The 23,574-nt window shown below is 69.3% G+C and carries 24 protein-coding genes; 12 read left to right on the plus strand and 12 right to left on the minus strand.

All coding sequences use genetic code 11. The annotated features are described in order from the left end of the window. The first annotated feature begins 23 nt into the window (after window positions 1-23). A complete protein-coding gene (locus DCI01S_RS01210; protein WP_061227601.1) occupies window positions 24-1,004 on the plus strand; it encodes a 4-hydroxy-3-methylbut-2-enyl diphosphate reductase in 981 nt (326 codons plus the stop codon). 57 nt (window positions 1,005-1,061) lie between these two features. Here the strand turns inward: DCI01S_RS01210 and DCI01S_RS01215 are convergent, their stop codons facing one another. Then, window positions 1,062-1,553 carry a DUF6542 domain-containing protein gene (locus DCI01S_RS01215; RefSeq protein ID WP_243699642.1) on the minus strand — a complete coding sequence of 164 codons (492 nt, stop codon included), beginning with the start codon at window positions 1,551-1,553 and terminating at the stop codon, window positions 1,062-1,064. Between the two features lie 11 nt (window positions 1,554-1,564). Continuing rightward, complete coding sequence (locus tag DCI01S_RS01220; protein ID WP_061227602.1) at window positions 1,565-3,097, minus strand: AI-2E family transporter; 1,533 nt, start codon at window positions 3,095-3,097, stop codon at window positions 1,565-1,567. Between the two features lie 98 nt (window positions 3,098-3,195). On the opposite strand from DCI01S_RS01220, the gene ychF reads away from it, so the two are divergent. Next, the gene (gene ychF / locus DCI01S_RS01225; RefSeq protein WP_061227603.1) at window positions 3,196-4,275 is read left to right on the plus strand and encodes a redox-regulated ATPase YchF; all 1,080 of its coding nucleotides are present in this window, start codon (window positions 3,196-3,198) and stop codon (window positions 4,273-4,275) included. Between the two features lie 47 nt (window positions 4,276-4,322). Here ychF and DCI01S_RS01230 read toward each other — a convergent pair whose 3' ends face one another. Next, on the minus strand, window positions 4,323-4,811 hold the full coding sequence (locus tag DCI01S_RS01230) for a DUF6434 domain-containing protein (protein WP_061227604.1): 489 nt from the start codon (window positions 4,809-4,811) through the stop codon (window positions 4,323-4,325). A gap of 44 nt (window positions 4,812-4,855) precedes the next feature. Here DCI01S_RS01230 and DCI01S_RS01235 point away from each other — a divergent pair, with 44 nt between their 5' ends. The 3 genes from DCI01S_RS01235 to DCI01S_RS17705 all read left to right on the plus strand — a co-directional run bounded on the left by DCI01S_RS01235 (window position 4,856) and on the right by DCI01S_RS17705 (window position 6,749). Next, a complete protein-coding gene (locus DCI01S_RS01235) occupies window positions 4,856-5,800 on the plus strand; it encodes a helix-turn-helix domain-containing protein (protein ID WP_061227605.1) in 945 nt (314 codons plus the stop codon). After that, window positions 5,797-6,333, plus strand: a complete 537-nt coding sequence (locus DCI01S_RS01240; RefSeq protein ID WP_061227606.1) for a dihydrofolate reductase family protein — start codon at window positions 5,797-5,799, stop codon at window positions 6,331-6,333. Before DCI01S_RS01235 ends, DCI01S_RS01240 begins: the two co-directional genes overlap by 4 nt. A 230-nt stretch (window positions 6,334-6,563) precedes the next feature. After that, window positions 6,564-6,749, plus strand: a complete 186-nt coding sequence (locus DCI01S_RS17705; protein ID WP_218001303.1) for a hypothetical protein — start codon at window positions 6,564-6,566, stop codon at window positions 6,747-6,749. Between the two features lie 97 nt (window positions 6,750-6,846). Here DCI01S_RS17705 and DCI01S_RS01245 read toward each other — a convergent pair whose 3' ends face one another. Both DCI01S_RS01245 and DCI01S_RS01250 read right to left on the minus strand, forming a co-directional pair. Next, a complete protein-coding gene (locus tag DCI01S_RS01245; RefSeq protein WP_061227607.1) occupies window positions 6,847-7,884 on the minus strand; it encodes a methionine synthase in 1,038 nt (345 codons plus the stop codon). Window positions 7,885-7,904: 20 nt separating this feature from the next. Continuing rightward, window positions 7,905-8,897 (minus strand): putative oxygenase MesX, encoded by a 993-nt coding sequence (locus DCI01S_RS01250; RefSeq protein ID WP_061227675.1) that lies wholly within the window; start codon window positions 8,895-8,897, stop codon window positions 7,905-7,907. Between the two features lie 125 nt (window positions 8,898-9,022). Between DCI01S_RS01250 and DCI01S_RS01255 the strand changes: the two genes are divergently transcribed. From DCI01S_RS01255 to DCI01S_RS01280, 6 genes are all read left to right on the plus strand, one after another. Further along, window positions 9,023-9,970 (plus strand): LysR family transcriptional regulator, encoded by a 948-nt coding sequence (locus tag DCI01S_RS01255; protein ID WP_061227608.1) that lies wholly within the window; start codon window positions 9,023-9,025, stop codon window positions 9,968-9,970. A 158-nt stretch (window positions 9,971-10,128) separates the two neighbouring features. Continuing rightward, a complete protein-coding gene (locus DCI01S_RS01260) occupies window positions 10,129-10,653 on the plus strand; it encodes a DUF1877 family protein (RefSeq protein ID WP_061227609.1) in 525 nt (174 codons plus the stop codon). A gap of 248 nt (window positions 10,654-10,901) precedes the next feature. Continuing rightward, a complete protein-coding gene (locus DCI01S_RS01265; protein ID WP_061227676.1) occupies window positions 10,902-11,342 on the plus strand; it encodes a YtoQ family protein in 441 nt (146 codons plus the stop codon). A gap of 37 nt (window positions 11,343-11,379) precedes the next feature. Next, a complete protein-coding gene (locus tag DCI01S_RS01270; RefSeq protein ID WP_061227610.1) occupies window positions 11,380-12,066 on the plus strand; it encodes a mismatch-specific DNA-glycosylase in 687 nt (228 codons plus the stop codon). Between the two features lie 51 nt (window positions 12,067-12,117). Continuing rightward, a complete protein-coding gene (locus DCI01S_RS01275; RefSeq protein ID WP_061227611.1) occupies window positions 12,118-12,423 on the plus strand; it encodes a monooxygenase in 306 nt (101 codons plus the stop codon). 10 nt (window positions 12,424-12,433) lie between these two features. Beyond that, entirely contained in the window at window positions 12,434-13,498 is a 1,065-nt protein-coding gene (locus DCI01S_RS01280; protein WP_232303019.1) for an RluA family pseudouridine synthase, read from the plus strand. A 68-nt stretch (window positions 13,499-13,566) separates the two neighbouring features. Here the strand turns inward: DCI01S_RS01280 and DCI01S_RS01285 are convergent, their stop codons facing one another. Then, window positions 13,567-15,453, minus strand: coding sequence for an MFS transporter (locus tag DCI01S_RS01285; RefSeq protein WP_061227612.1), 1,887 nt, complete (start codon window positions 15,451-15,453; stop codon window positions 13,567-13,569). A gap of 330 nt (window positions 15,454-15,783) precedes the next feature. Between DCI01S_RS01285 and DCI01S_RS01290 the strand changes: the two genes are divergently transcribed. Further along, complete coding sequence (locus DCI01S_RS01290; RefSeq protein WP_061227613.1) at window positions 15,784-16,155, plus strand: carboxymuconolactone decarboxylase family protein; 372 nt, start codon at window positions 15,784-15,786, stop codon at window positions 16,153-16,155. Window positions 16,156-16,177: 22 nt separating this feature from the next. On the opposite strand, the gene DCI01S_RS01295 is transcribed toward DCI01S_RS01290, so the two are convergent. From DCI01S_RS01295 to DCI01S_RS01320, 6 genes are all read right to left on the minus strand, one after another. After that, window positions 16,178-16,624: a hypothetical protein gene (locus DCI01S_RS01295; protein ID WP_007631376.1), complete on the minus strand. Its 447-nt coding sequence runs from the start codon at window positions 16,622-16,624 to the stop codon at window positions 16,178-16,180. 117 nt (window positions 16,625-16,741) lie between these two features. After that, the gene (locus tag DCI01S_RS01300) at window positions 16,742-18,976 is read right to left on the minus strand and encodes an NADP-dependent isocitrate dehydrogenase (RefSeq protein ID WP_007631378.1); all 2,235 of its coding nucleotides are present in this window, start codon (window positions 18,974-18,976) and stop codon (window positions 16,742-16,744) included. Between the two features lie 232 nt (window positions 18,977-19,208). After that, entirely contained in the window at window positions 19,209-21,032 is a 1,824-nt protein-coding gene (locus DCI01S_RS01305; RefSeq protein ID WP_061227614.1) for an ABC transporter ATP-binding protein, read from the minus strand. Beyond that, window positions 21,029-22,621 (minus strand): ABC transporter transmembrane domain-containing protein, encoded by a 1,593-nt coding sequence (locus DCI01S_RS01310; protein ID WP_156482524.1) that lies wholly within the window; start codon window positions 22,619-22,621, stop codon window positions 21,029-21,031. Before DCI01S_RS01310 ends, DCI01S_RS01305 begins: the two co-directional genes overlap by 4 nt. An 87-nt stretch (window positions 22,622-22,708) precedes the next feature. Then, window positions 22,709-23,137, minus strand: coding sequence for a hypothetical protein (locus tag DCI01S_RS01315; RefSeq protein ID WP_061227615.1), 429 nt, complete (start codon window positions 23,135-23,137; stop codon window positions 22,709-22,711). 121 nt (window positions 23,138-23,258) lie between these two features. Then, a complete protein-coding gene (locus tag DCI01S_RS01320; RefSeq protein ID WP_007629964.1) occupies window positions 23,259-23,465 on the minus strand; it encodes a dodecin in 207 nt (68 codons plus the stop codon). Window positions 23,466-23,574 lie beyond the last annotated feature (109 nt).

Genomic DNA, 23,574 nt, shown 5'->3' on the forward strand with positions numbered 1-23,574 from the left:
AGTATGAACCGTACCCTGGTGACATGACCGAGCAGACCGACATGATCGCCGAACCGGCAACCAAGCGGGTACTACTCGCGGAACCGCGCGGCTACTGTGCCGGCGTCGACCGAGCCGTCGAGACGGTCGAGAAAGCCCTGGAGAAGCACGGGGCGCCGCTGTACATGCGCAAGGAGATCGTCCACAACAAGTACGTGGTGGAGTCCTTCACCAAGCGTGGGGTGATCTTCGTCGACGAGACCGACGAGGTGCCCCAGGGCGCGAATCTCGTGTTCTCCGCCCACGGGGTCTCGCCCGCGGTCCGGGAGAGCGCCAAGCAGCTGGAGCTCACCACCTTCGACGCCACCTGCCCGCTCGTGACCAAGGTGCACACCGAGGTCAAGCGCTTCGCCCGGGAGGGCTACCAGATCCTGCTGGTCGGCCACGAGGGCCACGAGGAGGTCGAGGGCACCGCCGGCGAGGCGCCCGACGTGGTGACCCTGGTCGACGGGCCGGACGCCGTCGACACCCTCGAGGTGCCGACGGACACGGAGAAGCTCATCTGGCTGTCCCAGACCACGTTGAGCGTGGACGAGACCATGGAGACGGTCCGCCGCCTCAAGGAGAAGTACCCCACGCTCATCGACCCGCCGTCCGATGACATCTGCTACGCCACGCAGAACCGCCAGAGCGCGGTCAAGGCGATGGCGCCCCAGTGCGATCTGGTGATCGTGGTGGGTTCGAAGAATTCCTCGAACTCCGTGCGGTTGGTCGAGGTGGCCCTCCAGGCCGGCGCGGATGCCGCCCATCTGGTGGACTACGCCGACGAGATCGACCTGGCGTGGCTCGAGGGGGTCACCACCGTGGGGGTGACGTCCGGCGCGTCCGTTCCGGAGATCCTCGTCCGCGGGGTGCTCGAGCTCCTCGACGAGCACGGGTACAGCGATGTGTCGACCGTCAAGACCGCGCAGGAGACCATCACCTTCGCCCTGCCCCGCGAGCTGCGGATGCCGCAGAAGGCCTGACCCGACCGCCCGCTCCCCGCGGGCCGGAGGGCACTCACCGCCCCGGTACGCCCCGCCTCAGCGGCGGGCGTGTGCCGGGGCGGTGCGCTGGATATAGGGGGCCGCCGGCCGCGCGGGCCGCGGCTCCAGAACGAACGCCCGGATCAGGGCTATCGCGATGACGACGACGGTCGTGGCGACCATCAGGGGGAACCGGGTCGCCAACGGCAGTGCGACCGAGACGATCTGCGTCCGCGAGAACACGTCCGCGCCCGAGCCCGCCCCGGAGATCACGTAGACCAGCGGCACCAGCAGCGTCATGATGATCGGCGGCTGGACCGCGGCCACGAACAGCGAGCGGCGCGAGATCGCGAGCACCGACACCACGCACCCGAGGACGAACGCGACGGTGAACCCGACGCCGAGCTCGCCCGAGACCGAGTCGATGGCCACGCCGGTCAGCGTGATGGCCACCGCCAGCAGGACCGCGGTCCAGGCGGGCAGCCCGCGCATCGAGGAGACCACGGACCTCTCGTCCGCGGGCACCCGGCCACTCCTGCGTCTACTCACGGAAGATGACTCTAACCGCCCAGCCGACGGGCGAGGAAACGGCCGAAACGACGCAGCGGACGGGGCTTGGCCGCCTCCTCTCGCGGGGATGGCCGCGTGCCGGTGACCGCCATCGGGTCGGTGATGCCGGGTTCGGGCGGGAGCTGATCCGATAACGGCGGAGCGGCGAGGCCGGCGTCACCGCCCACCTCGTCGTCGTCACCCGTCGCGGCGACCCCCGCACCACCCGGCGCCGACGCGGCGACGGCCGCCGTGCGCGCTCCGGGCGTCGCCGAACGCGGCGGGGCGATGTCCGGCCGTTCGTCGATCATCCCGGCCATGATCGCGGTGCTGCTCTTACGGAGCGGAGCGAACCGCGAGCTGGACATCTCCCCGAGCCAGGCCGTCAGGCGGCCCTCGTCGGTCGCGGAGGCCAGATCGGAGGCGGTGACGTCGCCGGTGCGCAGATCGATCTGCTCGTTGATATACCGGATGACCACCGCGGCCACGGCGAGGATCGGCACCGCGAGGAACGCGCCGATGATGCCGAAGAGCGTGCTGCCCGCGGCCACACCCAGGAGGATGACGCCCGGATGCAGGTTCATGGCGCGCGACTGCAGGATCGGCTGGAGGACGTTGCCCTCGAGCTGCTGTACGGCGATGATGACCACCAGGACGATGATCGCGGTGGTGAACCCGTTGGCCACCAGCGCGATGAGCACGGCGAGCGCTCCGGCGGTGAACGCACCGACGATGGGGATGAAGCCCGCGATGAAGGTGATGACCGCCAACGCCCACGCCAGCGGTACGCCCAGGATCACGAGCGCGAGGCCGATGAGCACGGCGTCGACGAACGAGACGATCGCCTGGGCGCGGATGAAGCCGCCCAGTGTGTTCCACGCCCGGGTGAGGACCTCGGTGAGGTGGCGGCCGGCGGTGCGGCCGGTGTTGCGACGCACGAACGGCAGGAACCGCGGCCCGTCCTTGATGAAGAAGAACGTGAGCACCAACACCAGGACCAGGGTGACGACGAACGATCCCACCGCGCTGACTCCGGTGAACACGCCGGACGCGATCTGGTCGCCCCGGTCCTGCAGCGTCGAGCTGAGCTGGTCCAGCAGGCGGTCCAGCTGCTCGTCACGGATGTTGAGCGGCGGCCCCCGCAGCCAGTCCTGGACCTCGGTGATCGCCTCGGACGTCTGGTCGGCGAGCTGCACGCTCTGCTCCACGATCGACGGGGCGATCAGTGCGATGACGCCGGTCAGCAGCCCCAGGGAGCCGATGATCGACAGCATGGCGGCCAGGCTTTTGGGCACCTTGTGCCGCACCATCCAGCCCGTCACGGGCCACAGGACGGTGGAGATGATCAGCGCCAACAGGATCGGCAGGATCCCCACCCACAGCGCGCCGCCGATCCGCGAGATGAGCCATCCCGCGACCAGCAGGATGGCCAGGCGCAGGGCCCAGTCGGTGACCCATCGCCCACCCAGGCCGATGAGTACGGACCGGTCGACGTGCTGTTCCTGATCCTCGACGGGGGGATGCGGCTTCGGCTCGTCGCTCATGGGAGTCATCTTGTCAGAGGCCGCGTCGGTGCGCTCCCTGTGACGGCCCGACGGCCGCGGGGGAGGGCCGCAGGCCGCGGTCCGTAGACTGTGGCCTCGTGAGCCTCACCCTCGGAATCGTCGGACTGCCCAACGTCGGTAAGTCGACCCTGTTCAACGCCCTGACGAACAACGACGTCCTCGCGGCGAACTATCCGTTCGCCACCATCGAGCCCAACGTCGGCGTGGTCGACCTGCCCGATCCCCGCCTCAACCGACTCGCCGAGATCTTCGGCTCCGAGCGGATCCTGCCCGCCGTCGTGTCGTTCGTCGACATCGCGGGCATCGTCAAGGGCGCCAGCACCGGCGAGGGCATGGGCAACAAGTTCCTCGCCAACATCCGTGAGGCCGATGCCATCTGCCAGGTCGTGCGCGTCTTCGACGACCCGGACGTCATCCACGTGGACGGCAAGGTCGACCCGATGGCCGACATCGAGGTGATCGCCACCGAGCTGATCCTCGCCGATCTGGAGACCATCGAGAAGGCGCTGCCGCGGATCGAGAAGGACGCCCGCAAGGACAAGTCGCTGGTGGCGCAGCTCGAGGAGATCCGCAAGGCCCAGGCCGTGCTCGAGGACGGGCGCACCCTGTTCAAGGCCCAGGACGAGATCGACCGCGGCCTCCTGCGCGATCTGCACCTCATGACCGCCAAGCCGTTCCTCTACGTCTTCAACGCCGACGAGTCGGTGCTGACGAGCGACGAGCGCAAGGCCGAGCTCAGCGCCGCCGTCGCGCCCGCCGACGCCGTGTTCCTCGACGCCAAGGTCGAGGCCGAGCTGCAGGAGCTCGACGAGGACGACGCCATGGAGCTGCTCGAGTCGATCGGCCAGACCGAGCCCGGCCTGAACGCGCTCGCTCGCGCAGGCTTCCACACCCTCGGGCTGCAGACCTACCTCACCGCCGGCCCCAAGGAGTCGCGCGCCTGGACCATCCGCAAGGGCGACACCGCCCCCAAGGCCGCCGGCGTCATCCACACCGACTTCGAGAAGGGCTTCATCAAGGCCGAGATCGTCTCGTTCGACGACCTCGACGCCGCCGGCTCGATGGCCGCGGCCAAGGCGGCCGGCAAGGTGCGCATGGAGGGCAAGGACTACGTCATGGCGGACGGCGACGTGGTGGAGTTCCGCTTCAACGTCTGAGATCGCGCAACGGTGGCGGGGCCGCGGGTACCGGGAGCACCGGCGGGTCAGGCCCGTCCGCGCTGGTCCACCGGTCGCTCGCGGTAGTCGCGCCAGGCCCGACGCGCATTGTCGCGGGTTCCGGTCGGGTGAGTCTCGTGCCACGCGCGGGTGAACCGGTTGTACTCGAACTGCGAGTCGATCGGCTTCGCGTCCCGTCCGCGGGTCGATCGGTAGTGATCGAGTGCGTCCTGCATCGTGTGCGTTCCGTCGGTTCCGGCGAAGAAGGCGCGCATCTCGGCATCGAAGCTGAAGTGAGCTCCCACCTGCTCAACGAACCACGCCCGGACGACCTGGCTGCACCGCTGGCCCCGCGGTATGACCGTCTGGAGCGTCAACGGGCCGGCGAGCTGAGCTCCCGCGGAGCGCGCGGGCGCCGGTGGCTCGTCGAAGAGGGCGCCGTCCAGCGCCGCCGCGATTCGGCGGGTCAGCAGGTCCTTCCCGCCCGTCGCCCTGACGCCGAGTCTTCTGGCGGCCCCCGGCCTGATATCGAGCAAGAACGGTCAAGCCGAGGGCGCCCCGTTCCACTGATAATCACAGCATGACCGCACGACGCCCGGGACGAGATCGCATCCGCGAGCTGCTCGACGCCGTTCTCGCCGAGCACGAAGGCGGCGCAGTCCTGAACACGCTCGCGGCGGACGCCCACTCGTCGTCGTTCCACTTCAGTCGTCAGGTGAGCCGGGCGGCAGGAGAAGCGCCGGCGGCGATGCGGCGGCGTGTCCTCCTCGAGCGCGCGGCCTGGGAGATCCAAGGAGGACGCAGCGTCACCGATGCGGCGTTCGCAGCGGGATACGACTCGGTCGAGGGATTCTCGCGCGCGTTCTCGCGGGCGTTCGGGTGCCCTCCTGGCGCCATGCCGCCGCGACACGACCGGGGCCACTGGCTGCCTGCACCGAACGGCATCCATTTCCACTCCCCGACGGTGCTCTACGTCGACGCGGGACGGGAGATCTCGGCCGGCGACGTCGTCGCCTTGATGATCCGGCACGACCTCGACGACACCGCCGCGGTGCTCGCCGCCGCCGAGGGGGTTGACGACGACGAGTTCCGGCGCGAGAGGTTGCCGGGACACAGGGTGCTCGAGTGGGCGGGTGACGAGACGACGCTCGCGAACGTCCTGCACCACCTGGCCTCGGACAAGCTGCCCTGGCTCGCGTGCATCGAGGGGGAGGACGAGCCGGACCTCGGCGTGGAGGACGACGTCGCGAGTCTCCGCAGGCGGCACTCCGAGATCGCCGCGCGGTGGCTGGCCATGACACGCGATGTGGAACGCCGTGGCGCGTGGGGCGACCGGGTGGTCGACGCGCTCTGTGACCCACCCGAGTCGTTCCTGCTGTCGCAGATCGTCGCCCACACCCTCACGTTCTCGGCCCACCGCCGCCAGCTCGCGCGCTGGATGCTCGCGCAGGCCGGCGTCGACATCAGGCACCTCGATCCCGACCCGATCATGTGGCACCGCCGCGCCTCAGGAGGACTGTCATGACCCGCTACCGCTACTCCACCGCCACGACCCTCGACGGATTCCTCGCGGACGACGACCACTCGCTGGCCTGGCTGTTCAAGCAGGACATCGACGAGAACGGGCCGGGCAGCACCGACGCGTTCCTCACGGAGGTGGGGGCGCAGGTCATGGGGGCGTCCACGTACGCGTGGGTGCTCGAACACGACCGTGACTGGTTGCCCGAGATCCCCACCTTCGTGTTCACCCACCGGGAGCTGGAGGCGGTGAATGACCACGTCTCCTTTGTCGCGGGCGCCCCGTCTGATCACCGCGAGTCGCTGGAGTCCGCGGCCGGTGGTCGCGATGTGTGGGTGATGGGTGGCGGCGGGCTGGCAGCCGAGTTCGCCGGGGCGGGGATGCTCGACGAGGTGGTGGTCTCGATCGCGCCCGTGACCCTCGGTTCGGGCAAGCCACTCTTCGGCGGCGCGTTCGACCTCGAGCTGAAGGGGTGCGATCGCAACCGCGACTTCGTAGTTGCGCGGTACGGCGTCCGGGGACCTCTGTCAGACTCGTGAAGGCCGGCCCGTACAGCGGGTGGCAGCGCACGCGGTAGAGCGCCGCCAGGGAGGGCGGAGCCGGTCGCGCCGACGGAGAGGGGAGCCAGTGACTGTTCTACGCGAGGTGACCGGTGTGATCGCGGCGGGCCTGTGCGGCGCGCTGCTCGCCGACGCCGTGCCGCACACGGTCAAGGGAATGACCGGCGAGCGGTTCCCGACGCCCTTCGCCACGCCCCCCGGGAGTCGGGTTGTCCCCGCCACTGCACAACGTGGCCTGGGGCGTGCTCAATCTCGCGGCGGGTGGCGCGCTGGCACGCCGCGTGGGATCTCCGAAGGACAGGGCCGCTGCAGCCACCGGCGGCGTCGCCATGGCATTCGTCCTCGCGCACTACTTCGGCGGCCTCGACCTCTCCGGAGATCGGGCGGGGCGCTGACCGGAGTGCCGCGGCGGTCGTTGGTGGCCCGGGGTCGTGGCGGTCGGGGGCATCGCATGCAGGGCGGGGCCGGCGCTCGCAGACCCGGCCCGATCCGTCAGGCGTGAGAGGTGACGAGCTCCTCGCGGACGAGGCGTGTTCCAGCGCTGAGTGCGCTGAGCTTCGCGAGTGCGACGTCCCGCGACAAGGGCGCCATGCCGCAATTGGTGCTCGGCAGGAGCTTGTCCGCGTCCACGAACTCGAGCGCGCTGCGGAGCGTGTCCGCGACCTCCTCAGGAGTCTCGACCTTCTCGCTCGCCACGTCGATCGCCCCGAGCATGACCTTCTTGCCGCGCAGTAGCCCGACCAGGTCGATCGGGACGCGGGAGTTATGGGACTCCAGCGAGATGATGTCGATACCGGACTGCTGCAGGAGGGGGAACGACTCCTCGTAGTGCCGCCACTCCGAGCCGAGCGACGCCTTCCAGTCGGTGTTGGCCTTGATCCCGTAGCCGTAGCAGATGTGGACGGCGGTCTCGGCGCGCAGGCCTTCGACCGCGCGTTCCAGGGCCGCCACGCCCCAGTCCTTGAGCTCGGCGAAGTAGACGTTGAAGGCGGGCTCGTCGAACTGGATGATGTCGACCCCCGCGGCCTCCAGGTCTCGCGCCTCCTGGTTGAGGATCGCCGCGAACTCCCACGCCAGCGCCTCGCGGCTGGAGTAGTGGCGGTCGTACAGCGTGTCGATCATCGTCATGGGCCCGGGGAGAGCCCACTTGATGGGCTTGTCGGTCTGCTGCCGCAGGAACGTCGCGTCGTCCACGAAGACCGGCTTCTCGCGGCTCACGGCGCCCACCACGGTGGGCACGCTGGCGTCGTAGCGGTTCCGGATGCGCACGGTCTCGCGCTGCTCGAAGTCGACCCCGTCGAGATGCTCGATGAAGGTCGTCACGAAGTGTTGCCGGGTCTGTTCGCCGTCGCTGACGATGTCGATGCCGCGATCGCTCTGCTCCTTCACGGCGATACGCAGCGCGTCCTGCTTACCTTCGATCAGCTCGGGGCCCTCCAACCTCCAGGGCGACCAGAGGGTCTCCGGCTGTGCTAGCCACGACGGCTTGGGCAGGCTGCCGACGGTGGTGGTGGGCAGGATCGGGGACATGATCGACTCTCCTCTGGTGCTCATCCGACGAGCACCGGGTAGCGGGCGGCCCACTGTTCGAGCTGCGCTCGGTGCGGCTTCATGAGGGCTTCCTCCGTGAACCTGCCCTGCGCCTTGCCGAGCCGGTTGCGCTCCTCGCGGTCGTACACGATCGGGGTGGGCGAGAAGTCGCCGTGATCCAGGGTCGGGCGGTAGACGTCCGCGGCAGGGGAGTGAGCGTTGTAGATCTCCGGACGGTAGATCTTCTGGAAGGTCTCCATCACGCTGATGGTGCCGATGAGCTGCAGGTCCGTGTAGTCGTGGAGCAGGTCACCGCGGAAGTAGAACGCGAGCGGCGCGACGCCGCCCGGTGGCATGAAGTACCGGACCTCCAGCCCCATCCGGGCGAAGTACTCGTCGGTCAGCGAGAAGTCGTCCTGCTGGTACTCGGTACCGAGGACGCGATGGTGGTGTCCGGTCCGGCGGTAGGTCCGGCTCGTCGACACGCTGATGCAGATAACCGGCTCCGCGGAGAAGCGCTCCCGGTACGCCTCCGAGGCGACGAAGCGCTGAAAGAGTCTGCCGTGCAGGTCGCCGAAGTCGTCGGGCACGGTGAACTCAGCGGTGTTCTCGTTGGCCGCCGGCAGGAGAACGCTGAAGTCGTAGTCCCGGACGTAGGACGAGAAGTTGTTCCCCACGATGCCCGGGTGACGCTCACCGGTGTCCCGGTCGAGGATCTGGACGTCCAGGACCTCGATCAGCGGGAACCGCTGGCTCTCGCCTGCCGAGGTGAACTGCAGATCCGCGGACACGATCTCCAGCTCGACGGTGTAGCGGTCCCGGCTCGGGTCGTGCCGGCCGGCGAGTCCGTTGAACCGGTCGTCGATCATGGCGAGGGCGCGGCGGAGGTTCTGCCGGCGGTGCTCGCCCCGTGCCAGGTTGGCGAAGTTCGTGGTGGTGCGGGAATTCTCCGACGGTGAGTAGTCCTCGTCGAAGCGGGTGGTGGTGATGCTGAACGCGAAGTCGTCCGACATGTACATCCAATCCGGGTCTCGATCGGCCGGGCTCGGCCTTGCGGAAAATCTGTGCCCTCATCCTGCAGCCCCAGTTCAGGCATCGGGTAACTACCGTTTGCTATGCGTCTCTATAGTCTGTGCCTATGGGCAGGGCATCCAGGGGCATCACGCTGCAACAGTTGGAGTACTTCATCGAGGTCGCGGCGGAGGGGTCGATCACGGGCGCGGCGGAGCTCCTCTACGTCGCCCAGCCGACCATGTCCGCCGCGATGAAGGACCTCGAGTCCAGGGTCGGGCGCACGCTGCTCTCGCGGTCCGCCCGGGGTGTGACGCTGACCGAGGAGGGTGCGGAGTTCCTCGGCTACGCCAGACAGGTCGTCGAGCAGATGTCCCTGCTCGAGCAGCGGTATCTCGGCCAGCCGCCGTCCCGCCGACTGCTCGGGGTCTCCGCGCAGCACTATTCCTTCGTGGTCGAGGCGTTCATCAGGATGGTGCGGTCCGCTGACGTGGAGCAGTACGAGTTCTCTCTTCGCGAGACGCGGACATGGGACATCATCGAGGACGTCCGGACGCTCCGGAGCGAGGTGGGCATCCTGTACCGCAACGACTTCAACCGGAAGGTCATCGACAAACTCCTGCGCGATTCCGGTCTCGTCTTCCACCCGCTCTTCGCGGCGGTCCCGCACATCTTCATCTCGAGGAAGAACCCGTTGGCCGCCCGCGAGCGGGTCACGCTCGGTGACCTGACCGACCTGCCCCGGCTCACGTTCGACCAGGGGGCGAACAACTCGTTCTACTTCGCCGAAGAGATCCTCTCCACCCTGTCGAGCAAGCGGGAGATCCGGGTCGCCGACCGCGCGACCATCTTCAATCTGATGATCGGACTCGACGGGTACACCATCTCGACCGGCATCATCAGTGACGACCTCGACCCGGAGATCGTGGCGATCCCGCTCGACGTGGACGAGAGCATCGAGATCGGCTGGATCAGCCACTCCGGCATTCCGCTCACCGAGCAGGCGCTGCGCTACCTGGCCGAGGTACGGGCCGTCGTCGCGGACTACGGAATCGACCTACTCGACTCGCCGTGACGCGGGTCGGAGTCTCGGTTTACTGTTCAGCGCTCGTCGCCTACACCACCGCGTGACCGGCCCGCTGGTTCTCCACAGGCGAGCCGAAGCCGGATCCTTCATCCACAGGTGGCCGCGCACGAGCTTCTCAGCACGTCGCTCTCCGCGATGCTGGGCTCATGGGAATCCGTTACTACGCATATGCCTTCGACGCCGACGCCACCCAGGCCGTGCTCGCCGACCCGCGCGCCTACATCAGCGCCGACCCCTTGGCGGATGCCTGGGGTTTTCCGCCCGGGTCCACGGTCGCCGCGACCGACTTTCGACAGGGCCCTCGGGAGGAGGACATGCTCTACCTGGACAAGGCGTGGAGAAATCTGCAGTTGATGACGTCACCGTCTGATCCGACTGACGAACCCCGCCCGGCGTATCGCATGTTCGAGGGCGACGTGACGCCGCTCGCGAACTGGGAAGGGTGGCTGCCGTGGGTTCGGGCGATCCCGCCAGAGGACGTCGCCCCGATCGCCGATGATCTGGACACACTCACCCGTGCGGACTTCGTTCCCTGTCTGCCCCCTCGTGACGGAGATGAGCCGGGCAACGAGTCGGAAGCGGAGTACGTGGACCACTACGTGAACCGGACGAGACGATTCCTCCGCGGACTCGAAGAGTCCGGCCGGGGCTTCGCGTACCTGATCGGGTAGCGGGGAGCACGGCTTCCCCGGGCCGACCGTCGTGCCCGGGGGAGCCGTGCCAGTCTGCGCCGCCACAGCAACTGCGCGGATACGCTGCCCGCCTGATCACAGTCCTCCCCACCTCGAGCTCACCGCATCGCACTGGGGGCCTGACCGGCACGGCCGCCACGGGTGACGTTCTGGCGAGGAGATGAGTCGATTCTCAGGCTCGCGGGGGTGAAGTTGCCGCGGTCGCCGCACTCATGGATGGTGTGGTCATGAGCTTCACCGTGTACCTGTCCGGCGAGATCCACACTGACTGGCGCGACCAGATCCGGAGCGGCGCGACGGCCGCGGGCCTCGATGTCACGTTCACCGAGCCGGTCACCGACCACCCGGCCAGCGACGCTGCGGGCGACCACCTCGGCGAGACCGACAGCCCCTTCTGGCGCGACCACCAGTCGGCGAAGGTCAACGCGATTCGTACGCGTACGTTGATCGAGCAGAGCGACCTGGTGGTGGTGCGGTTCGGGGAGAAGTACAAGCAGTGGAACGCCGCCTTCGACGCCGGCTACTGCGCGGCCCTCGGCAAGCCCTACGTGACGCTCCACGATGCGGAGATCGTCCACCCGCTCAAGGAGGTCGACGCGGAGGCCCAGGCCTGGTGCACGACCACCGACCAGGTGGTGGAGATCCTCCGCTACGTGCTCGAGGCGTGAGTCCGGCGGCACCCACGACGGGTGAGGTGGCGTCGCCGTGGGCGTGAGGGCGCGACCCCGGCGGCCCTCCCCGCTGCGGGGTCGGCGACCGACGAAGCAGGATCTCGCCGCCTTCGCCGATCTGCAGGAGGACGGCGTCGACGACGTCCTGCCGGTCGACCCCGGCGCGCTACGGCTGCTCATCGTGGGCATCAACCCCGGCCTCTGGACCGCGGCCGTCAACGCGCCCTTCGCACGGCCCGGCAACCGCTTCTGGCCGTCTCTCCATCGCGCCGGGCTCACCGACGACTTCGTCGACGCCTCGGCCGGACTCTCCGACGCGGACGAGGGAAAACTCCTCGCGGCCGGCATCGGGATCACCAACCTCGTCGGGCGCGCGACCGCGCGCGCCGACGAGCTCTCCCGCGAGGAGCTGCGGGAAGGTGGAGCGCGTCTCGCGGAGCGCGCGAAGATGCTGCGCCCGGGGGTCGTGGCCATCGTGGGGATCACCGCGTTCCGGACCGCGTTCACCCGCCCCGGCGCGACCGCGGGGAGGCAGGACAGCACGGCACTGCCCGGGTGGCCGGAGGACGTCGAGCTGTGGCTCGTGCCGCAGCCCAGCGGGCTGAACGCCCACGAGACCATTGATTCGCTCGCCGAGCACTGGCGACGGGTGTGGGCTGAGGCACAGGCCCGCGCTCCGCACCCCGGGCAGGCGGAGGACGTCGGTTCACCGGAAAGCTGATCCATCCACCAGCGGTATCCTGGTGTTTCGAGACGGGCCGGGAGGGCGACGATGGCTGTAGTGGTACAGGTGAACTTCTCGATGCGCGGCCCCTGGGGCGCGGAGATGGCGGAGGCGTTCCGAGGGCTGGCGGAGTCGATCAACGCCGAGCCGGGTTTCCTCTGGAAGGTGTGGATCGAGGACGAATCGGCCGGCCGGTCCGGAGGGATCTATCTCTTCGACACCCGCGCGAACGCCGAGGCCTACGTCGCGATGCACACCGAGCGTCTCGCAGGCTTCGGGATCACGGACGTGAGTGCCATCTTCTCGGACGTCAACGAGGACCTGAGCACGCTCAACCGCGCCAGGCTGCCCTGAGCCCGCCGAAATGACGTCACAGCGCGCGGCAGGCGGCCGGCCCCCGCCCGCCCGCCGTCTGACCGCGCCGACCCCCGTCCCGGCCACGACCACGGTCTCGCGACCGGCCGCCACCATTGTCGTCGATGAAGGGCACGCCGGCCGTCGGCTGGACAAGTTCCTGCGATCCCAGCTCAGGGGTGTGCCGGCGGGGCTGCTGTTCAAGCTTCTGCGCCAGGGCCGGCTGCGGGTGAACGGTCACCGAGCCGAGCAGAACTACCGGCTCGCCGAGGGCGATGTGATCGACCTCCCCGCGATGCAAGCCGGGGCCCCCGCCACGACGGTGACGCGGCCACCTACCGCCCTACTCGACCGGATGGCCAAGGCCGTCCTCTACGAGGACTCGAACCTACTGGTGGTGGACAAGCCCGCCGGGGTGGCCGTGCACCGAGGCTCGGATATGCCCGCCGGCGTCATCGAGACGCTGAGATTCCTCTGCCCCGACCTGCCCGGTCTCGAGTTGGGCCACCGGCTCGACCGCGACACCTCCGGGGTCCTGGTCCTTACCAAGACCCCGCCGATGCTGCGTCATCTCCACGAGATGCTGCGCGATCGGGAGAAGGAGATCGAACGGCATTACCTGGCGATCGTCGCGGGGCAGTGGCCTGCGAACCTCAGGGTGCTGGAGGCGCCGCTCCGGAGGCGAGACGCCGATGTGGTGGTGGACCCGCGGGGCCAGCGCGCGGAGACCCACGTCAGGGTCCGAAGGCGCGTGGGGGACTGGGCCACCCTGGTGGACGTGCGGCTTTTCACCGGCCGCAAGCATCAGATCCGCGTCCATCTGCAGCACGCCGGACATCCGATCGCCGGCGACGACCGGTACGGCGACCCCCGGTTCGACAGTGTGGTCGCGTCGCGTGGCGGTTCCGGGCTCCACCTACACGCCGCGAGGATGGTCATCCCGCTGCCCGACGGCCGCGACGTTGTGGTGTCGGCGCCGATGCCGGAACGGTGGCGGCGGGTGCTGGGCACCCCGGCGACGGGCGGTGCCGGGCGGGGGTCTCGTCGCAGCAGGCCGGTACGCAGCGGACGCTGACAGAGACCACCGCGCCCCCGTCGGAACATTTCGGCGGGGGCGCGGTCGGCTGAGGCGGGCGTGTCGGCTCAGTGAGCGGGAACGGCTGCCGACTCCGTCGACCCGGCGCGTGAGTCCAGGTAGCTGGTGATGGCCAGTCGGTTGATCGCCAATCTGCTGACGATGCCCACCATCGCGCCTGCGTCCCTGACGACCGGCACCTTCTTGAGGTGTGCGTCCGAGAGCGCGGCGACGGCGTCGGCGATCGAGGCTCCGGCGTCGATCGTCACGACCTCCCGGGTGGCCAACCGCATGACGTTGAGATCCGCGAGGTCCGCCATCGCGTCGACGAGGTCGTCGTCGGCCCCGATCGCGTAGGAGTAGATCGAGGTCGACGACGGGTGCGCCGCCGACAGGTAGCGCATGACGTCGCCGTCGGAGAGGAATCCGACCAGCGCGCCGTCAGCGTCGAGGACCGGGGCGCCGGAGATGCCGCGGACACCGAACGTGGTGAGGGCGTCGAGGACCGTGTCCGTGGAGGACAGTGCGTACACGTCGGTCTTCATGATCGACTCGACGGAGTCGACGGGGCGCGACCCGGTCTCGGACGCCGACGGGCGGGCGGTGCGCGCCGCCCGGTTCGCGGCGAACGCCAGCGCGATCCCGAGGAGGGAGACGATGACGACGACACCGACGGCGCTGCGGAAGCCCGTGAGCAGGGACTCGAACTCGTCGCCCCCGGAGTCGAGGTTGGCGCCGGAGACGGCGCCGTAGATGCCGGCGGCCAGCGACGTGCCCACGCAGCCCGCGATCTGGAAGCTGGTCGAGACCACGGTCACGCCGTGCGGCGCGGAGTCGCGGTCCAGGCTGGACAGCGCGAAGGTCTGCGACGGCCCGATCACCAGGGCGGTGGCCAGGACGGCCGGGATGTAGAGCAGGCCGAAGAGCAGGATCGACGAGTACCCGGCGGCGATGCCGACGCCGGTGACGAAGACCGCCATCACGAGGAAGCCGAGCGGGATCGACCAGCGGCCACCGTGCCGGTCGAACAGGCGGCCGGCCACCGGCCCGGCGACCACGGTGAGCAGGATGCCCGGCGCGAGGGTGAGCGAGGCACCCAGCGGCGAGATGCCCTGAGCCGCCTGCAGGAACAGCGGGATCACGACGTTCATCGCGAAGACGAACACCAGGCCCAGCATGGTCATCGACACGCCGAGGACGAACGCGCGGTTGGAGAACGGTCGCATGTCGATGAGCGGGTGCGCGATCCGACGCTGACGGACGACGAACACCCACAGAGCGGCGAGGCCGATGACCGCCGAGAGCGCGGCGTAGACCGGAGCACCGCCGAACGCGGCCGAGATGCCATAGAGGATGCCGACCAGGCCGACCGCGACGAGCAGGAACGACGGGATGTCCAGTACGGGGCGGCCCAGGTCAGCCACGGTGCGCAGCGCGATCGCGCCCGCGATCAGGACGAGCAGGGTCAAGGCGCCGAAGACCCACAGCAGGGTGGTCCACGGGGCGAACGTCAGCAGCACGCCGGAGAGCACGATCGCCAGGGAAGGCCCCAGGGTGGTCATCGCGGCCATGATGCCCATGTTCAGCCCGAGCTTCTCGCGGGGCGAGACGGCCAGCGTGATGTTCATGCCGATCGGGGTGAGCAGACCCGTCCCGATGGCCTGGAGCAGGCGGGCGATCAGCAGTACCTCGAAGGACGGGGCGAGGGCACCCATAATCGAGCCGATGACCATGACCGCGACGACCGAGACGAACAACTGCCGGGTCGGGAAGCGGTGGTACAGCACGTTCGAGACAGGGACGAACACGGCGGCGACCAGCAGATACCCGGTGGTGAGCCACTGCACGGTGTTCACGTCGACGCCGAAGTCGTTCATGATCGGCGTGAAGGCGACGTTGAGGAAGGCCTCGTTGAAGGTGGCGAGGAACGCCGCGGCGGCGGCGACCGCGATCATCCAACCGGCACGGCCGGGGACAGGCGCAGGGGCAGTATGGGATGAGGACAAGGAGTCTCCTGACGTCCGGCGGGTGGGGTTGATCGACCGTGCCGTGTCAGAAGGTCCCTGCGTGGACCCTCGCGTGTCGTGTCATCGATGCTTGAGTACGGCTGTGAAGCCGACGAACGAAGCTATCACGATTCCGCGTCGTCGCGTAAGCGCGTCCGGGTAATGGACCGGTTCATGGGGGCCCTGCGGGTCCGCCACCCCGTACCTGGCCGGGACGGGCCTACGGGCTGCCCTGTTAGCCTGACCAGGACATTCGCCGATCCGTCGAGGAGTATCACCGTGGAACTGAGCATGGACAAGGGCAACCGGTTCGTCGAGGAGACGCAGTCCCCGGAGTCGGCGGCGGCATGGAAGCAGCAGCTGGACGAGTTCGCGCCCGGGGCATCCGACTGGGTGGTCGGCGCGGTGTTCGGTGGAACCTACCAGCGGGACGGCCTGGAGCTCCGCGATCGCCAGATGCTCAACATGGCCGCCCTGGCCGCGATGGGCGGGACAGAGCCGCAACTCACCGGCCACATCAAGACGGCCATCGATGTGGCCGGGATGAGCCGGGAGCAGGTGGCGGAGTGCTTCGTGCACCTGATGCCCTACATCGGCGTGCCCAAGACGCTGGCCGCGATGCGCTGCATGAAGGCCGCGCTCGACAGCTGAACATCTTCTCTTGACGTCACTCCTACGTGGCGCCCGCCCACCCCGGCGGCGGGTCGATCTCCTCCGTGCCGCAGCGCCAGCCGGAGTGGAAGTCCTCGAAGGCAGACGGGGGAGCGCCGATCTCCTCGGCACGGTGCCTCATCGCGGCGAACCAGCGGCAGTAGTCGGCATCGTTGAAGTACCGCACCTGGCTCGGGGAGCCGAGGCCGCGCAGGATCTCGTCCGCCACGTCCCGCGCGCTCGTGCGGATCGAGACGGTGAGGTCCCCGACGTGGGGGAAGGCGCCCTCAGTGGCCCGGAACACCGCGTCGTCGTCCCTGGGTGGGAGATCCACCCCGTTCGGGAGGTTGTCGGCGGTGGTGACCTCTAGTCGCCAGTAGCCGACGGGACCGAAGTACGGCAGGGCGCGGATGCCGGCGAACCCCCGGTCATGGAGGTCCTCCACCGCGGCGAGCAGGAGTGGCCACACGTGTCGTGGGGCCGGGTAGTCGGTCGCGTCGGAAACGTCGGTCTCTCGATTCTCCCGGGAAATGGCGCACCGCACCCCGGGGCGGGCCCGGGGTGCGGTGCGGCTGCGGCGTGGAAGTCAGCCAGAGATGCTCGCGAGGGCGGCGTTGAACGTCTCGCTCGGACGCATCGCCTCCTTCAGCTTGTCGATCGCGGGCTGGTAGTAACCGCCCAGGTCGACCGGCTTGCCCTGCACCTCGAGGAGCTCGCCGAGGATGGTGTCCTTCTCAGCGTCGAGCTTGCCCGCCAGCGGCGCGAAGTGGGCCGCCAGGTCTGGGTCGTCGGACTGCGCGGCCAGCTCCTGGGCCCAGTACAGCGAGAGCCAGAACTGGCTGCCCCGGTTGTCGAGCTCACCGGTCTCCCGCGACGGGGACTTCCGGTTCTCCAGCAGTTTGCCGGTAGCGGTGTCCAGCGTCCGGGCCAGGATCGCGGCCTTGGGGTTGTCGTACTTGCGTCCGACGTCCTCGAGGCTGGCGCCGAGCGCGAGGAACTCGCCGAGCGAATCCCAGCGCAGGTGGTTCTCCTCGACGAGCTGCTGCACGTGCTTGGGCGCGGAGCCGCCCGCGCCGGTCTCGTACAGGCCGCCGCCGGCCATCAGCGGCACGATCGACAGCATCTTGGCGCTGGTTCCCAGCTCGAGGATGGGGAACAGGTCGGTGAGGTAGTCACGCAGGATGTTGCCGGTGACCGAGATGGTGTCCAGGCCACGCCAGGCGCGCTCGAGGGTGTACCGCATGGCGCGCACCTGGGACATGATCTGGATGTCCAGGCCCTCGGTGTCGTGCTCGGCGAGGTACTTCTTCACCAGGGTGATGAGGTTGTTCTCGTGCGGCCGGTACGGATCGAGCCAGAAGACGGCCGGCATGCCCGAGGCGCGGGCGCGGTCCACGGCGAGCCGGACCCAGTCGCGGATCGGCGCGTCCTTGACGGTGCACATGCGCCAGATGTCGCCCGCCTCCACGTTCTGGGAGAGCAGGACCTCGCCGGTGGCGGCGTCGACGATGTTGGCCACACCGCCGTGCTGGACCTCGAAGGTCTTGTCGTGGCTGCCGTACTCCTCGGCCTTCTGCGCCATCAGGCCGACGTTGGGCACGGTGCCCATGGTCCGCGGGTCGAACGCCCCGTTGGTCTTGCAGAAGTTGATGATCTCCTGGTAGATCCGCGCGAACGTGGACTCCGGGATGACGGCCTTGGTGTCCTTCTTACGGCCGTCGGCACCGTACATCTTGCCGCCGATACGGATCATCGCGGGCATGGAGGCGTCGACGATGACGTCGGAGGGGGAGTGGAAGTTGGTGATGCCGCGGGCCGAGTCGACCATCGCCAGCTCCGGGCGCGACTCGTGGCAGCGGTGGATGTCCTCGATGACCTCCTCCTTCTTGGAGGTCGGCAGGGACTCGAGCTTGTCGTAGAGATCGCCCATCCCGTTGTTCACGTTGACGCCCAGCTCGTCGAAGAGCTCGCCGTGCTTGGCGAACGCGTCCTTGTAGAACACGCGGACGGCGTGACCGAACACGATCGGGTGGCTGACCTTCATCATGGTGGCCTTGACGTGGAGCGAGAACATGACGCCCGTCTCCTTGGCGTCGTCGAGCTGCTCCTCGTAGAAGTCCAGGAGCGCCTTCTTGCTCATGAACATCGAGTCGACGACCTCGCCGGCCTCGAGCGGCACGGTCTTGAGGACATGGGTCTCGCCGTCCGGGGTCACGATCTCCATGCGGGCGTCGCAGGCGCGGTCCAGGATGATGGACTTCTCGCCGGCGTAGAAGTCGCCGTGGGTCATGTGCGCGACGTGGGTCTGCGACGCCATCGACCACTTGCCCATGGAGTGCGGGTTCGCCCGCGCGTACTCCTTGACCGCCTTCGGCGCGCGCCGGTCGGAGTTGCCCTGGCGCAGCACGGGGTTCACCGCGCTGCCGAGGCAGGAGCCGTATCGCTCGGCGATCTCCTTCTCCTCGGGCGTCTTGGGGTCGTACGGGTAATCGGGGAGGTCGTACCCCTTCTCCCGGAGCTCGGCGATCGCAGCGGTGAGCTGCGGCACCGAGGCGCTGATGTTGGGCAGCTTGATGATGTTGGTGTCGGGCTCCTGGGTCAGCCGACCCAGCTCGGCCAGGTTGTCGGGGACGCGCTGCTCCTCGGTGAGCCGCTCGGGGAACGCGGCGAGGATGCGGGCGGCCACCGAGATGTCACTGGTCTCGACGCCGATACCGGCGGGCGCTGCGAAGGTGCGGAGGACCGGGAGGAACGCCTCGGTCGCGAGCCGCGGTGCCTCATCGGTGAGGGTGTAGATGATCTTCTGGGGACCTTGGGTCATGGATGTCGACTCTTCTCGTTTCGGGCTGATCGTGTTCTTGTGGAACTGCGCCATCTGGCCGCCCACCATCATCCCCCGGGTCGGACCGACGGTGTCGGAGCCCCCGGCGGGACGATGGACGCCCCGTTCCGTGCGTACGGCCCGGGAATCGAGGCGGCCTCCCCTGCAGTGTGGTCCAACTGGCGCTCGCTCGCCGGGTTTCCCGACGTCGCCCACCCCGGTCGGGCCCGTTCTAGGCCGGGTCCGGGGCGCTGTCCACGGCGGTCGCCCGCCGGCCGGCGGACCAGGCGGTCCATAGTCGGTGGTAGATCCCGCCGTGGGCGACGAGGTCGTCGTGGGTGCCGCGCTCGACGATCCGTCCGGAGTCCATCACGAGGATGGTGTCCGCCCGAGAGGCCTGATCGAGCCGGTGGGCGATCACCAGGGCGGACCTGTCGCGGGTGACCTCGTCGGCCGCACGCTCCAGCGCCTCCGCGCCCGCCGAGCCGGCCTCGGCCGTGGCCTCGTCCATGACGATGACGGCCGGATCGAGCAGGAGGACGCGGGCCAGGGCCAGCTGCTGCGCGGCGACCGGATCCAGTTGGAGCCCGCGCGCCCCGACGACCGTGTCGAGCCCCTCCGGCAGCCGCTCGAACCACGCGGTGGCGTTGACCCGGCGCAGCGCGTCGAGCAGCTCGTCGTCAGTGGCCTCCGGTCTGGCCAGGGTGAGGTCCTGGCGCAAGGTCCCCGAGAACACATGGACCTCCTGGCTGACGGTGGCCAGACGGGCGATGCGCTCGCGGTCGGACAGCGACGACACCGGGTGGCCGTCGACGAGCACCTCGCCGGCATCCGGGACCAGGAGGCCCGTCAGTAGAGCGGCAACCGTCGTCTTGCCGGCGCCCGACGCACCGACGATCGCGACGGTCCGACCCGGTTCGATGGAGAAGCTGATGTCGCGCACCGCCCACGAGTCGCCGTAGCTGAAGCTCACATCGCGCAGCTCGACCCGGCCCTGCGGCGGCTCGACACCGCTGTCGGGCACCGGCACGGGCGGGTCCACCACCACGCCGACGATCCGGGACAGCGACGCGTAGCCCGACTGGACCACGTCCAGGATGCGCATGAAGGTCATGAGCGGACCCCGCAGGCGGATGATCATGAGCACCGCCCCGGTCACCGCGCCCACGGTGAGGGAGCCGGTGGCGACGAGGTGGTAGCCCACCGTGAGAGCGATCGCGAGCATGAGGAACTCGCCCACCAGCATCCAGACGTTGAGTACGAGCATCGTCGTGCGCGCTCGGATGCCCTTGCGCACCACGTCCCAGGAGGCGTTGCCGATCCGGGTGTGCATCCGGTCTTCGAGCGAGAAGGCGCGTACGGTCGCCCGGCCACGGATGGCCTCGAGGACCCGTCGCGCCCGCTCGGCCATTGCCGCGCGCTCCGCGGCGTAGCGGTCCGGGGCCTTGGCGAGGTATCGACGCGCGGCGAGGTAGTAGACGGGCGCGACGACGAGGGGGACGACGAGGAACTGCCAGTCCAGGGCGAACAGCGCGATCACTGTCGCCACGACCGTCAGGGCCGAGGTGGACAGCGTCGGGACGGTCTCGGTGACCGCCGAGGACAGTTCGGCCACGTCATCGGTGGACCGGCTGACGAGGTCGCCGGAGCCCGCGTCCTCCACCCGGTGGGTGGGCAGTCCGAGCGCGGTGCCGACCATGTCCTGCCGCAGGTTGGCGATCACCCGCTCGGACAGCCGGGCCACCAGGTAGAAGCCGGATGCGCTGAGCGCCGCGCCGCCGACCGCCGCCGCCAACAGCAGTCCGCCGATCTGCCACAGCGACCCCCCGCGTTCACCGGTGACCAGGTCCACGATCCGACCCATCAGCTGGGGGATGAGCACACCCGCGGTCGCCCCGAGGCTCAGCAGGATCAACGCCAGCGCCAGCCACCGCCCGGCGTGGCGGACCCGGGAGAGCTGCCGGGCCACCTCGCGACGGACCTGGCCCGCGGAGGCGACCGGAAACCTCAGGGCGGTGTCGGTCTTCAGGGGTGGTGTCGAACTCGTCGTCGTCATCCCTCGGCCCCCACGAGCAGACCCTCCGCGGTCTCGCGCAGTCGCCGTGCGGTCAGCCGCGCGTCCGCGACGGCGTTCCACGCCGGGGCCGGGCTGAAGACGATCGTGGTCTTCCCGATCCGCTCAAGGGCGATGTTGTCCGCGAGGTTCTGTTCGGTCACCGAGTCCACAGCGGTGGTGGGGTCCTGCAGTACGAGTACCTCCGGGGCGAGCGCGACGGCACGCGCGAGGGCGACGCGCTGCCGCTGACCGCCCGAGAGCATCCGCCCGCTCTCACCGACCCGCTTGTCGGGGCCGTCGGGGATGTCGTCGCAGCAGGCGACCCGCAGGGCGTGTTCCGCCGCCGCGCGATCGGGGTGGACGTTGTCCGCCACGCTGCCGTCGAACAGGTCGGCGGCGTGGGGCACGACCGCCACCCGCGTGCGGGGCAGTGACTCGAGGAGGCGGATCAGCTCGGCGTCGGTGCCGTCGACGACCGTCAGGCCTGACGGAAGGGCGCGGATGAACCGCTCCGTGGTGGCGGCGTCGGCCTCCGAGATACGCTCGAAATCCGCGCCGAGCACCTCGCGTATCCGTCGGCCGGACGCCTCCGCCGACGCCCAGCGGGAGGCGATGTTGCGGCCGAACATGGTCATGGGGACCACGAGGAACTGGGTGAGGCCGACCACCGTGATCAGCTCGCCGATAGTGACGTGCCCGGCGAGCGCCAACGCGCCCGCCGCGATCCCGAGCGTGGACACGAAGACGGCTCCGGTCGCCTCGGTGGCGCCGTTGAGCCGTGCCTCGGCGGCGTCGGCGTGAACGGTCTTGCGGTAGGCGTCGTCCGACACCTCGTCGTAGCGCCTCCGGACGGTGACGATGGCGCCCAGGCCCTTGAGGATCCGCAGCCCCTGCACCACGTCGGTCGCGGTGGCCGCGGCCTGGGCGATCGCCTGCTGACGCGCCACCGACCGGCGCTGCAGCGGCCGCGCCACCCGAAGCGCCACGATGACCAACACCGGGCCGCCGACCAGGGTGGCCAGGCTCAGCCACGGGTTGATCGTGAACATCATCGCCGCGCCGTATGTGATGGCCGCCGCCTCGGCGACGGGCATCACGGTCATCATGACGATGTCCCCGACGCGCGTGGTGTCCGACGAGGCGATGGACAGCAGGCCGCCCGCGGTGCGTTCCCGGCCCGCGAACCCGCGCGGGTCCTGGATGCGGTCGGTGACCGCGGTGCGCAGGTCGTGGCTGACGAGTTGCTGACTGCGGACCAACATGAAGCGTGCGGTCCAGTTGGCGACCATCGCCACCAGGAACACGCAGGCGAGCACGCCGATCCATAACCAGAGCCGGTTCAGACGGCCGGTGGCGATCGCGTCGTCGACTGCACGGCCCACGACGACGGGGGTGAGCCCGTTGCAGAGAAATCCCACGGCCATGCCGCCGGAGGCGATGAAGCTCCACGGACGCTGGGACAACGCCACTTTGAGGGTCCACCGCGGTGAGTCGACGGCGGGCAGCTTCGACCGGCGGCCCCCGGGCCCGGGAAGCGCCGAGTAGTCGACGATGCTGCCCGTTCCCGGGGACTGCGAGTTGTCGGGCACGAGGGTCGATGGTAGCGGCGGGACGCCGGGTTCCTGTCATCCGCTAGCGGTGGTCAGAGGCGGTTCACCGGGCCGCGTGCCGCCCACTCACGCGCGGCTGCCGTTGCGCGCGGCGCGGCCGCCGACGATCTCCACGGTGTCCACGTCCGCCACCCCCAGCGCCAGGAGCGCCTGCCCCGTGGCATCCAGCTCGTCCTCTATCGTTCGCAGCCAGCCCCGCACCACTTCGTCGGGGAGGCGGTGCCTGGCGGACAGTCCGACGACGAATCCGGGCGACGCGATGGCTGGCAGGACGGCCATCGCGTCGCGGCGCTCGTGCGATGTGCACAGCCAGTCCACGTCGCTGATGAGGATGGGGGCGGCAAGGCCGACGTCGTGTTCGTCGCACGGGAGGATGAGCATCGTGTTCCGGCCGCGGTCGTGGTGACCGATGACGAGGTCGATCACGCCGGCGGCGAGCGGGGCGTCGTCGAGCGGGAGCGTGTTCCAGTTGTCGGGGAGGTCCTCGAATCTCATGCCCCGAGTCTCGGCGCTCCCGAGCGCCGGCGACAGCCCCGCGGCGCGTTCTGTGTAGCCGCCGGAACGCCCTGTGGACAAATGGATCCGCGGGAACCCGGAGGTGGCCGGACGCGTCTGGTCAGGACTCGTGCCGGAACCCCACCTTGATGGTCACCTGCCAGTGGGCGACCGCCCCGCCGTCGAGCTTGCCGCGGACGGACTGGACCTCGAACCACTCGAGGTTCCGCAAGGTCTTCGACGCCTCCGCGACCGCGTTGGCGATGGCCTGGTCCGTTCCGTCCGGCGAGGAGCCGACGATCTCGGTGACGCTGTAGACGTGGTTCATGGTGACCTCCGGAGTGCGCGCGGCGACGTGTGATACGGATCACTCTACGGTGGTCCGCGCGCTCGGCCACCGGCGTAGGGTCGGGAGGTGAAAGTTCCCGTTCCAGAGG

This window comes from Dietzia cinnamea NBRC 102147 (assembly GCF_001571065.1).
GTDB lineage: Bacteria > Actinomycetota > Actinomycetes > Mycobacteriales > Mycobacteriaceae > Dietzia > Dietzia cinnamea.